Genomic DNA, 15,469 nt, shown 5'->3' with positions numbered 1-15,469 from the left:
ACCTAAACACACAGGCCGATCATTCACATTTAAAAGTTCAGTTTTTAACAACTGCGCATACTGCGCGGCAGGCAGTTTATTGCCCTCACTATCTTCTATTCATTATACACTAACAATATTTTTTCACCGTCACCGGCTGAGACAGGCAATTTATTGCCTATACCTACCGGCACATTATTAACAATTACTAAATCCATCAGACATGAACGCGATCAACACCATGCGTAACACTTTACTGGCTGGTTTACTCATTTGCAGCGTCAGTGCTTACGCACAAAAGAAACCAAAGCCAACTATATATGGCACGCACACCAACAGGAATACAAATACCAATGAAGAAACCATCAGCACTGACAAGGATGGTCAAACCTATGAAATGACCTTCATAGACGGTAAAATGACCTCTTTCTCTGTTGATGGCAAAACAATTCCTGCGGAGCAATGGGGCAGCTACCAAAAGCAGATCGATGAAATTAAGGAGCAGGTAAAGAAAGACCGCGAGCAGGCTGAGAAAGATCGTGCACAGGCAGCAAAAGACAGGGAACATGCGAAACTGGACCGCATACAGGCCGATAAAGACAGACTACAAGCCTTACAGGACAGAAAACAGGCAGAACTCGATCGCCAGCAATCATTAAAAGATAAAGCCCAGGCAGATCGCGACAGAGCCCAGGCGGATCAGGATAGAAAGCAGGCAGAAAAAGACAGGCAACAGGCCGTCCTCGATCGTGCGCAGGCAGATAAGGATAGAGAACAGGCAGATAAAGACAGAGCACAGGCAGATAAAGACCGTGCTGCTGCTGAAGAGGAGAGAAAGCTGATCAATGACCTTGTCAGCGATCTCGTAGCCGATAAACTGATCACTGCTAAAAGCGATCTACATGAACTGGTGATCAGCGATCAGGGAATGACACTTAATGAGCAGCAACAACCAGACGCTATTTATCAGAAATATATCAGTAAATACCAGGACCTTATTAAGACCGGTATTTCATACAAAGCTGAGGGTGGGAATATTTCAATCCGGCGGAACTGGAGGAAAAAATAAAATCTGCTGGTGAAGAAAGAAAAGGCCCGCCATTACGGCGAGGCCTTTATTTTTTTATGCGATAACCAGTGAAATTCCATGCATGCAAAATACTATCTGCCTGCACGGCGGTAATAATGGTATGATGCGGCTGGTCCGGTGCGAAAAACTCATATTTCCAGTGGTGCGTACTATCATAAAAGTAATAGATAGTCACCCCTTCATGTCCACCTTCCACCTTCCGGACGATATTATCCAATTCGCCGATGATCTCATCCTCTTCCACATTTACAATCTTCATACTTCTATACACCGAATCTTTCTTTTGCCCTTCCGGCGGAAACCATGCCTTGCGTTCTGACCTGTTTGGCGTCGTCCAGTCTTCAGGCAGCGGCAGGATACCTAATCGCTTTCTTTCCTCGTTGTATTTCACACCATATCGTCCGGCAGCAGGACCATATTTGTCCCATAAGGCCGGACCAAAGAAAGTAAGAAATATTGCTACTCCTGTGACAACCGGCATCCATTTTCGATTTTTTAACATAGATCAGGGTAAATTGACAGCTCCTTAAAAAAAAGAGACTGCCTGTAATAAAGCAGTCTCTCCTTTATTCATTATTCCGGGATCAAGTTACTTAATTTCTTTCAGCATTTCGGTCACCGCTGCTTCCAGCTGGTTATCCTTTCCACTGAAAGCATCTTCATAACGCAGCGGTACACGGATATCCGGTTCCAGCTGTGTATTCTCCAGCGGATGATCGCCTGTTTTACCGAAGGTTGCTACCATCGGGATACCAAATACCAATGACTGATCAATCTGTCTTTCCCACCATACGGCAGTACCTGTTCCTGCTACCGGCATACCGACCAGTTTACCCAGGTTGTCCTGTTTGTAAATGAAAGGGAAGATATGCGCGTCGCTATAGTTACCCTCTCCCATCAGTACACAGCTTGGTCTTGTCCAGCGGGTCTGTGGTTCGAAGGATTTTGTACGGTTACCCTGTGGTGCAAAGTTCAGATAGGTCTTACCATCCAGGAAGTTATACAGATCATCATGCAACCATCCGCCACCATTGAAACGGGTGTCCACGATCAGTGCTTTTTTCTCCCTGTTCTTACCCATTACTTCGTCGTATACAGAACGGAAGCTCGCGTCGTTCATACCCTGTACGTGTACATAACCTACTTTACCGCCACTGAGTTTATCTACCATCGTCCGCATGGTGTTTACCCAACGTTTGTACATCAGGTTACCTTCTTCACCGTTGGAGATGGGTCTTACAGACTCGTCCCAGTGTTTGTTAGCAGCAGGATCGTAGATGCTTACCAATACGTTATTACCCGTCTTACGGTTCAGGAATAAGGCCCAATCCTGTTTAGCGGAAACTTCTTCTCCGTCAATACGCTCGATGATATTGCCTTTCTTCAGTTTGCTGAAAGCCTTGTCAAACGGTCCGCCGCTGATCACTTCATCTACTTTCAGTCCGTTGCCTGTATAGGTTTCATCATACAATAATCCCAGTGCAGCAGTGTTATCACCATCAGCGCGTCCGCCATAATAACGGCCACCTGTATGAGAAGCATTCAGTTCTCCCAGTAATTCACTCAGCAGTTCCTGGTAATCGTAGTTGTTGCTGATGTAAGGCAGAAAACGCTCATAGTTCTTGGCATACATTTCCCAGTCTATCTTCTTCAGTGTCGCCGGATCATAGAACTTGTCTACTACCTGTTTCCAGGCGTGTTCGTAGATATAACGGCGCTCCGCTTCCTGATCGAGTACAAACTCCGTATTGATGGATACAGGTGTTATTTTGCCGGAAGAGGCGTCTACTTTTACCACGCTGCCACGGTTGCTGACAAACACGGTATTACCGTCTTTGCTCAGGGCGATACTACCCGGACTACCACCGAGTTTAGCCAGTATTTTGGTTTCTCCGGTTCTCGGTTCGGTTGTCCAGAGATCATAGCCTTTTTCAAAGGCGGCCATATAGAAGATCTTGCTGGCATCGCTGTTCAGCACATAATCACCGATAGAGGCGCTGTTAACCGTAAATCTTACAATCCTGCTATCCAGGTTATTGAAATCAGGATTAAAAGGCTTTTTAGGCGCTGCGCTGTCTTTTTTAGCCGCTACCGTATCCTTTTTCTTAGCGTTATCTTCTTTCTCTTTCAGGAGGTTAAAATCGTCTTTGGACAGCTTAAATCTGTCATAAGCTTCCTGGTCGAAGAACACGCCGAAGATGTCTACTTCTGTGCTTCCCTGGCGTGCCAGTCCGCGACGACCATCACGGTCGCTCAGCCAGGTCATGATTTTACCATCTGACGCCCATTTGGTGTTGCCTTCGCCAAAACCACTCATTACCGGATAGATTGTCTGTCCTTTACCATCCGCAGGAATAATCCCTGCATTGGTGACATTGAAATAACCCTGGTGGTCATCTGTTACGATCCATTTGCTGTCGGGACTCCAGGCAAATTCCCAGTCACCGTCAGAATAGGAGAAGTTGCGGCCGGCAGGTAAGAGGGTACGGCTTTTCTTTGAAGCGATATTATATACGCGGAGTACGTTACGGTCTTCTACAAAAGCGATCTCTTTTCCGTCAGGAGAGAATACCGGCTGGAATTCTTCTGCATCCGTAGCGATCAGCGGTTCTTCTTTCAGCAGGGTAGCTGCAAAGAAATAAGGCTCTTCTGCACGTACGATGGTTGTCTGATACACGTCCCAGTTACCGTTCCTTTCGGCGGCATACACCAGTTTCTTTCCATCAGGCGACCAGGCAACAGAACGTTCCTGTTGCGGCGTGTTTGTGATACGTTTGGTCATATTACCTTCTACGCTGGTCACAAAAACCTCCCCACGGGCCACGAATGCCATTTCCTTTCCGTCAGGACGCATAGCAAACTGGGTCACGTTACCACTGATGGGAATCGGTTTGGTAACGGAAGAACGGCCGTCATTGAAGATCTGTACAGCAAGTTTCTTTGGCTGCTGTCCTTCTTTGAGGGTATAGATTTCACCGTTCCAGGTGAAGCAGAGCAGGTTATCATCAGATTTAGACAGGTGACGTACCGGATGTTTTTCGAATTTCGTCAGCTGTTGCATCTTGTTTTTATCTATAGCAGATGCTTTGAAGAGGTTCTGGGCGATCCCACCTTTTTCACTCAGGTAGTAGATATCATTGTCGCCGGCGAACAGTGGTTCGCGGTCTTCTCCTTCATAGCCGGACACCTGTTTATAGGTTTTCGCAGCTACATCAAACACCCAGATATCTCTTGTTACGGCAGAAGTGTGGTGTTTACGCCATGGATCTTCATAGCCTTTCCTGTCCTGAAAAATGATCTGTGTGCCTTTGCTGTTATAGTGGGCATTTTCTGCGCCGGCGGCACTTACCAGCAGGGAACGGCCACCCGTAACAGGTACGGTATACAGATTGGCAAACAGTCCGGAGCTGAAGCGCACGCTCGCAGCAGGTGCATTACGGGAGCTGCCGAAAAGTACCTGTTTATTATCAGGTGAGAAGTCGTAAGGATAATCGCTGGCGCTGTTGTAGGTCAGACGAACCGGGGTACCGCCGGTAGCAGGCATTACGAATACATCAAAGTTACCGTAGCGGTCACTGGCAAAAGCCAGGTATTTACCATCATGGCTCCATACGGGCATCATGTCCTGTGCTTCATGAATGGTGACAGGTACTGCAACCCCACCATTTACATCTACGCGGTAGATGTCTCCTTTGTAACCGAAGGCGATGGTTTTACCATCAGGAGAGATAGCGGGATATCGTAGCCATTGTGCATTATCCTGCGCCTGGCTAAAGCCGGCAGTACAGCACATCGTCAAGGCAAGTAGTAGTTTTCTCATAAAAAGGCGGCTGTTAATTCGCCTCTCAATATAACAAATGCAATGACGTATTCCAGTGAGGAAATGATAAAAGGTGCGCTCTCCTGATGGTTTGCTTTTTTAAGGTTGCTGTCCTTTGGCTACCACACTATGTTTACGGCCATAACCAAAGTAAATGGCAAAACCGATCAGTAACCATACAATCAGCCTGATCCAGGTATCCAGGGGCAGGGAGAACATCATGAGTAAGCAGGTCAGAATACCCAGGATAGGCACTACCGGCACCCATGGCGTTCTGAATGTTCTTGGCAGATCGGGCTGTTCTTTCCGCAGGATGATCACTGCCAGACATACCATTACGAAGGCAAGCAAGGTACCGATACTGGTCATTTCTCCTACTACATGAATAGGTACCAGTCCGGCGAAAAGGCTGATGAACACGCAGAGTACGATATTGGATTTGTAAGGCGTTGCGAAGCGCGGGTGTAATCTGGAGAATACCGGTGGCAGCAAACCGTCTTTACTCATGGAGTAGAACACGCGGGACTGTCCGAGGAGATCTACCAGTATCACGGACGTATATCCGATCAGGATAGCTGCGATCACAGCGAGGAACAACCACTCATACGGGGTATGTGCAATGGCGACTGCAACCGGGGCAGCGTTGTCTTTAAACTCGGTATAATGCGCCAGACCGGTCATCACGTAACCAAACAGGATAAAAAGAATTGTACACACGATCAGGGAACCGAGAATACCTATCGGCATGTTCTTTTTAGGGTTTTTTGTTTCCTGTGCCATGGTGGCAACGATATCAAAACCAATGAAGACAAAGAAGACCACACCTGCACCACGTAATATACCACTCAGTCCGAAGTGCCCGAATTCGCCGGTATTCTGCGGAATAAAAGGTTTATAGTTTTCCGGATTGATATAATGCCATCCTAAAGCGATGAAGACCAATACAACACTGATCTTCAGTGCTACTACAATCGCATTGAATAAGGCGGAACCTCTCGTACCAAAGATGATAATAGAGGTAATGAATACGATGATTAATACAGCGGGCAGATTGATAAACCCATGTATCTGCGTACCATCCGCCAGTTTGACCAGTTCAAAAGGAGACGTGACCAGTTGTGCTGGCAGATGAATATTGAATTTAGCGAGGAAGGTCACCAGGTATTTAGACCAGCTGATACCCACGGTAGCAGCGCCTACGGAATATTCAAGTACCAGGTCCCATCCGATGATCCAGGCAAACAGTTCCCCCATCGTGGCATAGGCATACGTATAGGCACTACCTGCTACAGGCACCATAGAGGCCAGTTCTGCATAACAAAGCGCACTGAAAGCACAGCCTACGGCTGCCAGCAGGAAAGACAGTATAACGGCTGGTCCGGTGTTATTAGCAGCAGCGATACCTGTCAGGGAAAACAGTCCGGCGCCTATGATTACTCCAATTCCTATAGCAATAAGATTAACGCCTCCGAGATTGCGTTTTAATGTATTGGCCCCGCTTTGGGCTGCTTCCTGTTGAAGACTCTCAATTGACTTTTTTATCACAGGTAAAGTTGGTTTGGCTGCAAAGGTAATCGCTTCAGATTACCCTACAAAATTAATAGGCTTTAACATGACATTTAAAAGACGAAACTATTTTGGTTTTGTTAACGAGTCATTAACTATATCAAGCGACCTCTTTTATATCTTACAGTCTTATATTTCATAGGTATAGGGATATCAGACAGCTGCTCTTTATAGGGCGGCTTATCTTTTTTTAAGCGGTTTCCACTCACAACACAGGTAGATTCAATCCCTATAAACCTTCTCCCGTATTGATTTACAGCGAAATACTCCTTCTGTCTTTCAACAGCGTCACTGCTACTGTGATGACAGCAGTCATTTTCAAAATCAGTAAAAAATATTGAGCAGATTTTTAGTTACTACCGGCAAGTGTATGCATGACAATTATCTGATTAAACAGATCACCGTAGAATATGCAGATTTATACCGTAGGTATATCGGGGGATATTAATAGCGGTATATCGGCTTTTAGCAGAGGGAAAGATTAATCAGGTGAGATTCGGTAACGAAGATACGAATTTGAAAAAACATTATACATTTATTACTTCAATATCCCTTTAACCTGACTTATGATGCTGCCTACAATATTGCCGATCCTTCTTTTTCGTTAACTTTAAGTACATGATACAAGAAGAAGGCCCTCTTACCAATGAAGACATCCGGCTCCTGAAAACTGCAGGACGAATTACGGGTATACGCTGGCTGCTGCTGTTATTGTTCACCGCTATCACGCTTATTCTCGCATCATTACTGCTGATGGCCGTGTGTGGCAGACAAGCACGCATCTATATTCCCGTATCCGTTACCCTTTTTATCTCTATCGCTATCTGCTTTTTTATGTGGCGCAGCGCCCTTAAAATGAGAAAACGCAGCAGAAGCGGCCTGCATAAAGGAAGGAAAAAAATAGTGCGTATGCGCATCAAGAATCTCATTGCCAGTCCCAAAGGAGATCTGCAATATATCACCTACAACCACGAAGTCATTGAAGTAAAATCCGCCCTGCCGGACAGAAGCTTTTTCTTTGAACAAAAATCTACTTATCAACAAGCCATTATCAGCAATATTTCCGGTCTGACTAACTATGAAGTCATCCTCCACATCAGTATGAAAGGCAACATCCTGCTGAAAGCAGAATACCCGCATACCTACTACCGTGAGACCACTGCCCGTATCACCCCGGACGACCTGCAACTGATGAAAGAAAAACAGGCCACCCTTGTCAAACTCTTCCTGACCGGTTGTACTGGTCTGGCACTCATACTACTGCTGGGAGGCATAGCCAAAGGTAATTATTCCAACCTCTACCTCGTCATTGCCGGCGTATACCTGGTCTTCTTCTTCCTGGCCACACCAGCCTACTATGTTTACAATAGCTATACGCAGGCTGAAAGTAAGGTAATCATCCGGGGAAAGGTCACCGAAATCATCTCTACTATGCAACCTAACCGGGGCACAGGAGATGTCTATTATCGCATCTGCGACAAACTATACCTGGTCAGACCCATCGAGAATATCGGTGCCAAAGTGTTGCCAGGAAACGAGGTTGAACTCCATTTTGTGCGAAAAGCCAATGGCAGACGCGGCAGGATGCTCTATGATATCAAATGCCAGCGCTAACAAAAAGTTAGTACCTTTGTATCCTGCCAAATGTGAGAAAGATGCCAAAATTTTCTACCACACCTCCTGAAAGCGAAGCAGCATGTAATGCCTCTCTTCAGGCCCTGGGTGATGCCTTATATGTTATCGGAGGAAAATGGAAACTCCGGATCATCATCGCCCTTTCCGAAGGACTCAAAAGATTCAACGAAATACAACGCAGAGTGGATGGTATATCAGCCAGGGTATTATCCAGCGAACTGAAAGATATGGAACTGAACGGCTTTATCAGCAGAACGGTCCACCCTGGTAATGCGAACCTGGTAGAATATGAGCTGACTGAATACAGCGGTACCTTACAGGACGTTGTCAGGTCGCTGATAGACTGGGGAACCATGCACAGAATAAATATCAAAAACAGGATGAAACAGGTAGCCGAAACAAGCTCTTAAAACGATGCAGTTAAGCGACGGGAAATTTTATGGCAATACTGTTCGTCAGACGATACTCACTCATTTCTGTCTGACGCAAACCGTGTACAGCGCTGATGTAGCCCTGCCACGGCACCATCATGAAAATCCTTATTTCAGCCTGCTGCTGGAAGGTAATTACCTGGAGAAAACACAAAAGGAAGAAACGATCATTGCTGGCGGACACTCTATATTCCGCCCCTTCGATCATGAACATGCGAATATCTTCGACGGTAAAACCGGTAAATGCTTCAATCTTGAGCTCAAAAATGATATCAGCAGCCATTTTTCCCGGGAGATGAAAGAGCAGCGTCCCATTATCCTGCAACAATCGTCGCTGGACCTTTTCCTCCTGTATTACCGTTTTATCAAAGGCCATCCGGCAGATACACTGGACATGTTGTCTTTTGAGATCATCACTGCACTGTTTGAAAAGCAACAATTGTCACGCTTCGGACAAACACCCTGGATCAACACCATCACCGCACGTATCAATGATATGCCGGCAGAACAACACAGCGTGGATAGTCTTGCCGCTGTCGTGAACGTACACCCTGTCTATATGCTGCGTAAGTTCAAAGAGAAAACCGGTCTGCGTCTCTCTGAATACATTACCCGTGTACGACTGGAAAAAGCTGCCAACAGCATTGTGGCCGGCAAAGACAACCTGACCGCCATCACCTATGACAGCGGTTTCTATGATCAGCCGCATTTTACACGCCAGTTCAAGCGTTATTTCGGCGCCTCCCCCAGAGACTTCGGAAAGACCTTAAAAGGTTAGTTACATACAATTTTTCCCCTTCTGTCTTCCCTTACTTTGTATACAGGAAAACACCCTGTATAACATGAAAAAAATATGGCTCCCGATTATATCGTTTATCATCAGTATACAAATATGCAGCGCAGTACCCGTCCATCTGTTATGGGACAAAGCCGAACAGGCATTCTTTAACTATGACCTGTCCGGGTCGGCGGCTGCCATCAGAGAGATCATCCATTCACCGCAAACAACGCAGGAAGACCGGGCAAAAGCATTCCGTACCCTGGCAGGAAGGGACTGGCAGTTTTACAATGATTATACATTGGCTAAGAAACATATTGACAGCGCCCTCTCTGCTTTCGCTACACCCGACAACTATACCCTGCTCAGCGATATTGAAGCCGGTGCTGCTCACTACAGCGCTTCGCTGACCGCCGCTGATAAAGCACTCTCCTCCGCCAGATCTCCCGCTGAATGGCAGTCCGCCGCCCTTTGTTATGCCCGTACCGCTTTTCTGCAAAACCACACACACGGTACACTGAACACCCCTGTTTTACATAAAGCGGCCAGTCTGCTGCAAACGGTCCTGGAACAGATGCCAGGGCATCCACAGGCAGCCAGACAACTCATTGGTATCGGCATCCTGGACAAAAACGGTCCCCTGATACTGGCAGGATGGAAAGCCTATTTCCACTTCTCCACCCCTCAAAGCGTATGGAACTACCAAAAAACAAATGCGGAGACCTTAGCGGCCATTTTGCCACAGTGGACAGGCCGCAATACCACAGAGAATGAAAAGATTGCCCGTGCCCTGGCCAGTTCGCGTTTCTATGAATATGCGGCCTTGCTGGCCACACCTGCCCAACAGGATATCTTACACTATGCCGCTTTTCTACGGCAGACGGATAAACTGATCACATATTATTATCAACAGCTGGCATTAAAGAAAGCGAATGACAGTCTGTTTGAAACACACTTACTGCAATCCTGTGCACAGCTCCTCCAGCAACTGCACCTGTCTGCCGGTACGCAGCCATTAACCTATGATACTTTCCTGGAAATCATGACACCCCGCTTTGGTACCAGCGGCTTTCTCGGCGTCAGTTCCGGCTTTTCCTCCAAAGAAATATGCCTCGGCCACATCGTCAATATCACCCATAAGGAAGTCCTGCAATACGGGTACAAAGGCTCGCTGACGTTCATTGAAGTAGACCTGATGACTTCCAACGGCTTTACGGGTTGGTTTACAGACGGGAAAAGCAGGAATGGAGGCTGGTCTGTGAATGATACCATTTACCAGGTCAGGGAAGCATATATAGAGGAACCGATGAATGTCTGGACCATGGTGACCGACAGCAGCGTACGTAAAGAAAGACTCGCGCCTTTTGAAAACGTAATGGGCAGCCATGATACCGCCACTATTCTTAACGGTATAGGTGTGCGTATGCGCATGGATGCACTGGACACGCTTTATGCGGTACTGAAAAGACAGGGATTACAAGGCAGGGATCTGCAGGTGGCTTTTATGACCGCCTTTGAAACCAAACAACAGGATGCCTCCATATTTGCACATGAAGGCAGACATAGTATCGATCAGATCTATTTTAAAAAGGAGTTTGAGGATGCTCCTTCCAAAGAAAGAGAATACAGGGCCAAACTATCAGAGATTGCCTGTGCTGAGTTCCCGGTATTCCTGCTCGGTAAAATTATCAGCAGAACGGGACCGGGTGGTCATGGACAGGCCAATCAGATGATCCTTAATGAGGTACTGCAGTGGATGTACAAACACCCCTCAGCTATCAATGGATATGATCCGGAAATACCTGCCATTAAACAGATCTACCTGTTATCTGCAGCACAGATCAGGAACTGTTTCAGAGACATAGACCCGCTTTATAAAGGATAATAATTATTCGCCTTTCAGACTTTTTACAGGATCAGCTACCGCTGCCTTTACTGCGTAGAAACTCACGGTCATCAGTGCGACACCTACTACCAGGAATGCAGCGGTGGCGAATATCCACCAGCTGACTGTAATACGGTAAGGATAACTCTCCAGCCATTTATTACTTACTATCCAGGCTATTGGCATAGACAGTACAAAGGATATGATCACCAGTTTCAGAAAGTCTGTGGATAGTATGGCTACTACCGCAGCTACAGAGGCTCCCAGTACTTTGCGTATACCAATCTCTTTGGTTCTTTTTTCTGCGGACAGGACGGACAAGCCGAATAGTCCGATACAGGAAATAAAGATCGTCAGAATTGCACTGAACAGGATGATCTGCTTCCATTTGGCTTCAGACTCATACCGTTTCAGGTTTTCATCATTCATGAAAGTATACTCATAAGGACTCAGTGGAAAGTATTTCTTGTAAATAACTGCAATATGCGCCAACGCGGCGGTTTCCTTACCTGGTTTTATTTTGACAAAGGTCGCACCGTATTGATTGCTGTTCTTCATCGTAAAGAGCTGCTCCGTGATGCGTTGTTTCAGGTCTACATAATGATAGTCTTTCACGACGCCCACTACGGTATACTTTTCGTCTTTGTTATACCAGAAGTTGACCTCTTGTCCGATAGGATCTTTCCAGCCGGCCGTTTTTACAAACGCTTCATTCACCAACACCGCGTGTGTCGAATCCGAAGGAAAAGCTTTAGAGAAATTTCTACCCTTTACGACAGGTATTTTCAATAGGGGCAGGTACTTTTCATCTACTGTCTCATAGCTGAAATTAACTGTCAGATCCCCATTCACTTTCGCCGACGTCATCCAGTCCCCTACGTTCTTAAATGCGACATCTGCAACAGCGCCATTCCGCATCAGGTCTGCTCTGAATGCATCTGCCCGCAGATAAGGAATACGGCTATGCCTGAGTATCACCAGGTCCTTATCATCATAGCCCAGCTGACGGGTAGTCAGATAACGAAACTGGCAATAGATCGTAATAGTACCTATGATCAGGAAAGAAGCCAGCGTAAACTGTAATACCACCAGTCCTTTCTGCAGATAATTCTTACCGGATAAAGTGAACCTGTTGTATAATACTTTCACTGGGTTAAAACCAGACAATACCAGTGACGGATAGAAGCCTGCCAGGAAACCGGTCATAAAGAAAAGTAACAGATAGCCCCCTACCAGTTTAAAATCGAAGAGGTAACTTATCGCCAGTGCTTTATTGGATAATTCATTAAATACCGGCAGGGAAAGCTGCACGAGTATCAGGGCCAGTATAAAAGCGGCGATGCTGAGAATAAAGGACTCTCCCATGAACTGCATAATAAGCTGCATTCTTCCGCCCCCGACTACCTTACGGATGCCTATTTCTTTTGCACGTTTCACAGAACGGGCAATGGTCAGGTTTACAAAGTTAATACAGGCGATCAGTAGAATGAATGCCGCAATACCGGAGAGAATGTAGGAGAAAATAGGATCACTGGCGTCTGTCAGTCCGTTGTCCGCTCTGTAGGTTTTACTGAGGTGCAGCTCATTCATGGGCTGTAACTGGTAAACCGTCTTACCCTGCGGACCATATTGCTGCTGCTGACGTTCAAAAACGGCTGCTGACTGTGCCGTATAGACCTGTTGCATGTTGGTCTCTACCTGAGTTCTGTCAGCGCCCGGATCCAGTACAACAAATGTATTGAGGAAGAAATTGAACCAGTTTTCATCATTGCCCTCATCCTGTGCCGAAGCCCGGATAGGAACTAATATCTTGAATTTAAGTGAGGAGTTCTGTGGTATTCTTTTGGCGACGCCCGTTACGGTATAGGGTTTAAACTGATCGTCACCCTGTTTCATCATCAGGACCTTTCCTAATGCATCCTTTGTGCCGAACTGTTCTTTCGCTACATCTTCTGTAATCACAACTGCATCAGGCGCCAGTAAAGCTGTTTTCGGATTACCGCTGAGCAGCGGAAAAGAGAAGATAGAAAAGAAGCTGGAATCAGCCAGGTGTATTTGCCAGGCTTTAATATGCGCACCGTTCTTCACATCACGCATATCCTGTTCTACCCTTGTAAAGGCATTAATACCCGGTACATCCGCTGCAAAACGTGGTCCCTGAAGATAACCGGAGTAACCCATGGCCCCCTCTCTCTTGCCTTCCACATTATACTGTACGGTACTGATCCGGTAGATATTATTCAGATTGTCATGAAAGCGGTCATAACTGACCTCGTCTTTCACATACAAAATGATCAACATACCACAGGCAAGGCCCATACTCAGTCCGAGAATGTTAATGCCAGAATAGATCTTATTCCTTAACAGGTTCCTGAATGCAGTCTTAACGTAGTTTTTGAACATAACGGCTAACTTACTGCGGCGATCGGTGCAAAAATAATGTCAGTTTAAGCAGTAAATGATTATCAATTAATTACACTAAGCCACCGCAGTAGAGGTGTCCGCTTTTGATACAGTTACTGTCCGCTTTCAGGTGTTCCCTGCAATGGCGTCCATGGAGCTGGTAATACTTTAGCGCGTTTGGCATAATCATCCCAGATCGCACTCATTTCCTTTACCATATCAGGATGTTGGGCGGATACATCGTGTAATTCACTTCTGTCAGTTTTGATATTATAGAGTTCCCATTTACCCAGCTCATAGTTCTTCCATTCACCATAGCCATCTTTCTCACTCAGCAATTCGCCTTTAGCGACCAGTTTCCAGTCTCCCAGGCGTACGGCCCTGTTCATCTCATGTTCCCAGCAAAGCGCTTTACCCCTGTCCAGTGCTTTACCAGTGAATAAAGGCACCAGGCTGATCCCCTCCATCGGAATGATCTTATTGTTATGCCAGTCAGATGGATAGGAAGCACCTGCCAGTTCGGCTACCGTTGGCATGATATCAATAAAATGACCTACAAAATTGCTGCTGTTATGCTGGCGGATACCTGCCGGATAATGAATGATCAGCGGTGTAGAGATACCGCCCTCATGTACCCAGTGTTTATACTCACGGAAGGGCGTATTGGAAACATTGGCCCATACCTTTCCATATGAAACATAAGTTGTTTCCGGACCACCAATGATACCCTCTCCTTTCATGATCAGTTTACCGTCTCTGGTCATTTTAGGGATCACATCATACTCTACTTCGCCTTTTGCCCTTGGTTTTATCTTTTCAGGGTTTGCTGCTATCGGACCGGTTTTTCCTTTTGTACCGATTTCCTCTGCGCAACCACCATTGTCCTGCATAAACATTACAACGGTGTTTTCATCGAGACCCTGTTTTTTCAGTTGTGCCATAATCTCCCCGATTCCCTGGTCCATTTCATCGATCATTGCGGCATATACTTCCATTCTTGCTGCCTGTACCGCTTTGTTCTTTTCGTCTTTCCAGTCAGGCGCATCGGAAGGGGACAGTTCTGCGTTGGCAGGCAGGAGACCCAGTTTCTTCATTTTCTCAAAACGCTGTTTACGGATAGCCTCCCAGCCTTTATCATACATGCCTTTATATTTCTTAATATCAGCCGGTTTTGCCTGTAAAGGCCAGTGTGCGGCCGTATAAGCCAGGTACATAAAGAACGGCTTAGCAGGGTCGCTTTCGCTGATAAAACGAATCGCTTCATGCGTTACCGCGTCTGTATAGAAATAGTTAGCTGGCTGGTAAGCAGTATCAGTTGCGGGTGTTATCAGCTGATTTCCCCGGCACAAAGTAGCAGGATCATAATAGCTGCCTGCACCCTGTATCGTACCGTAAAACCGGTCAAAACCACGTTGTAAAGGCCAGTTGGCCAGCGGACCATCCTGGCGGATACCCTGACTGACATGCCATTTACCCACCATCAATGTGGTATAACCTGCCGGCTTTACCACTTCCGCCATCGTTACGGCATGTTTACTCAGTCCTCCCTGGTAACCTTCCAGACCAGCATCTTTATCCCGCATCCAGCCCATTCCTGCCTGATGGGGATACAACCCGGTAAGCAGGGAAGCCCTGGACGGACAACAACGGGCGGTATTATAAAACTGTGTAAAACGCAGCCCGTTTTTATACAACTTATCAAGATTGGGTGTCTGGATCTCGCTGCCATAACAACCCAGATCCGAATATCCCATATCGTCACTTAATATTACAATGATGTTCGGCCGCTTAGCCAGCTGCTGTGCAGACACCTGGAACCATACACTCAGGCAGACGATGAGGGAGAGGAAGTTTTTCATGTGATAGAAAAATAGGAATTAAG

10 protein-coding genes are annotated in these 15,469 nt (G+C 46.4%); 5 read left to right on the top strand and 5 right to left on the bottom strand.

All coding sequences use genetic code 11. The features are described 5' to 3' along the window. The first annotated feature begins 202 nt into the window (after nucleotides 1-202). A complete protein-coding gene (locus CPIN_RS13730; protein ID WP_012790407.1) occupies nucleotides 203-1,048 on the top strand; it encodes a hypothetical protein in 846 nt (281 codons plus the stop codon). 46 nt (nucleotides 1,049-1,094) lie between these two features. Here the strand turns inward: CPIN_RS13730 and CPIN_RS13725 are convergent, their stop codons facing one another. The 3 genes from CPIN_RS13725 to CPIN_RS13715 form a co-directional block, all read right to left on the bottom strand. Then, a complete protein-coding gene (locus CPIN_RS13725; RefSeq protein ID WP_148230566.1) occupies nucleotides 1,095-1,571 on the bottom strand; it encodes a hypothetical protein in 477 nt (158 codons plus the stop codon). A gap of 87 nt (nucleotides 1,572-1,658) precedes the next feature. Continuing rightward, nucleotides 1,659-4,889 (bottom strand): S41 family peptidase, encoded by a 3,231-nt coding sequence (locus tag CPIN_RS13720; RefSeq protein ID WP_012790405.1) that lies wholly within the window; start codon nucleotides 4,887-4,889, stop codon nucleotides 1,659-1,661. Nucleotides 4,890-4,988: 99 nt separating this feature from the next. Continuing rightward, nucleotides 4,989-6,434, bottom strand: a complete 1,446-nt coding sequence (locus CPIN_RS13715) for an amino acid permease (RefSeq protein WP_012790404.1) — start codon at nucleotides 6,432-6,434, stop codon at nucleotides 4,989-4,991. A 639-nt stretch (nucleotides 6,435-7,073) separates the two neighbouring features. Between CPIN_RS13715 and CPIN_RS13710 the strand changes: the two genes are divergently transcribed. The 4 genes from CPIN_RS13710 to CPIN_RS13695 all read left to right on the top strand — a co-directional run bounded on the left by CPIN_RS13710 (nucleotide 7,074) and on the right by CPIN_RS13695 (nucleotide 11,184). Continuing rightward, entirely contained in the window at nucleotides 7,074-8,069 is a 996-nt protein-coding gene (locus tag CPIN_RS13710) for a hypothetical protein (protein ID WP_012790403.1), read from the top strand. Nucleotides 8,070-8,110: 41 nt separating this feature from the next. Next, nucleotides 8,111-8,500 carry a winged helix-turn-helix transcriptional regulator gene (locus tag CPIN_RS13705; protein WP_012790402.1) on the top strand — a complete coding sequence of 130 codons (390 nt, stop codon included), beginning with the start codon at nucleotides 8,111-8,113 and terminating at the stop codon, nucleotides 8,498-8,500. Between the two features lie 4 nt (nucleotides 8,501-8,504). Next, nucleotides 8,505-9,299 (top strand): helix-turn-helix domain-containing protein, encoded by a 795-nt coding sequence (locus tag CPIN_RS13700; RefSeq protein WP_012790401.1) that lies wholly within the window; start codon nucleotides 8,505-8,507, stop codon nucleotides 9,297-9,299. A 64-nt stretch (nucleotides 9,300-9,363) separates the two neighbouring features. Next, complete coding sequence (locus CPIN_RS13695; protein WP_012790400.1) at nucleotides 9,364-11,184, top strand: hypothetical protein; 1,821 nt, start codon at nucleotides 9,364-9,366, stop codon at nucleotides 11,182-11,184. 3 nt (nucleotides 11,185-11,187) lie between these two features. On the opposite strand, the gene CPIN_RS13690 is transcribed toward CPIN_RS13695, so the two are convergent. Together CPIN_RS13690 and CPIN_RS13685 are read right to left on the bottom strand one after the other, a co-directional pair. Beyond that, the gene (locus CPIN_RS13690) at nucleotides 11,188-13,587 is read right to left on the bottom strand and encodes an ABC transporter permease (protein WP_012790399.1); all 2,400 of its coding nucleotides are present in this window, start codon (nucleotides 13,585-13,587) and stop codon (nucleotides 11,188-11,190) included. A gap of 113 nt (nucleotides 13,588-13,700) precedes the next feature. Next, the gene (locus tag CPIN_RS13685) at nucleotides 13,701-15,446 is read right to left on the bottom strand and encodes an arylsulfatase (RefSeq protein WP_012790398.1); all 1,746 of its coding nucleotides are present in this window, start codon (nucleotides 15,444-15,446) and stop codon (nucleotides 13,701-13,703) included. Nucleotides 15,447-15,469: the final 23 nt, after the last annotated feature.

Source organism: Chitinophaga pinensis DSM 2588, assembly GCF_000024005.1.
GTDB lineage: Bacteria > Bacteroidota > Bacteroidia > Chitinophagales > Chitinophagaceae > Chitinophaga > Chitinophaga pinensis.
Note: the sequence above shows the minus strand (reverse complement) of the source record. Positions and strands in the feature narration are given on the sequence as shown.

Coding starts and splice junctions, on each gene's coding strand:
- CPIN_RS13730 (WP_012790407.1), top strand. CDS start 203: ATGAACGCGATCAACACCATGCGTAACACTTTACTGGCTGGTTTACTC.
- CPIN_RS13725 (WP_148230566.1), bottom strand. CDS start 1,571: ATGTTAAAAAATCGAAAATGGATGCCGGTTGTCACAGGAGTAGCAATA.
- CPIN_RS13720 (WP_012790405.1), bottom strand. CDS start 4,889: ATGAGAAAACTACTACTTGCCTTGACGATGTGCTGTACTGCCGGCTTT.
- CPIN_RS13710 (WP_012790403.1), top strand. CDS start 7,074: ATGATACAAGAAGAAGGCCCTCTTACCAATGAAGACATCCGGCTCCTG.
- CPIN_RS13705 (WP_012790402.1), top strand. CDS start 8,111: ATGCCAAAATTTTCTACCACACCTCCTGAAAGCGAAGCAGCATGTAAT.
- CPIN_RS13700 (WP_012790401.1), top strand. CDS start 8,505: ATGCAGTTAAGCGACGGGAAATTTTATGGCAATACTGTTCGTCAGACG.
- CPIN_RS13695 (WP_012790400.1), top strand. CDS start 9,364: ATGAAAAAAATATGGCTCCCGATTATATCGTTTATCATCAGTATACAA.
- CPIN_RS13690 (WP_012790399.1), bottom strand. CDS start 13,587: ATGTTCAAAAACTACGTTAAGACTGCATTCAGGAACCTGTTAAGGAAT.
- CPIN_RS13685 (WP_012790398.1), bottom strand. CDS start 15,446: ATGAAAAACTTCCTCTCCCTCATCGTCTGCCTGAGTGTATGGTTCCAG.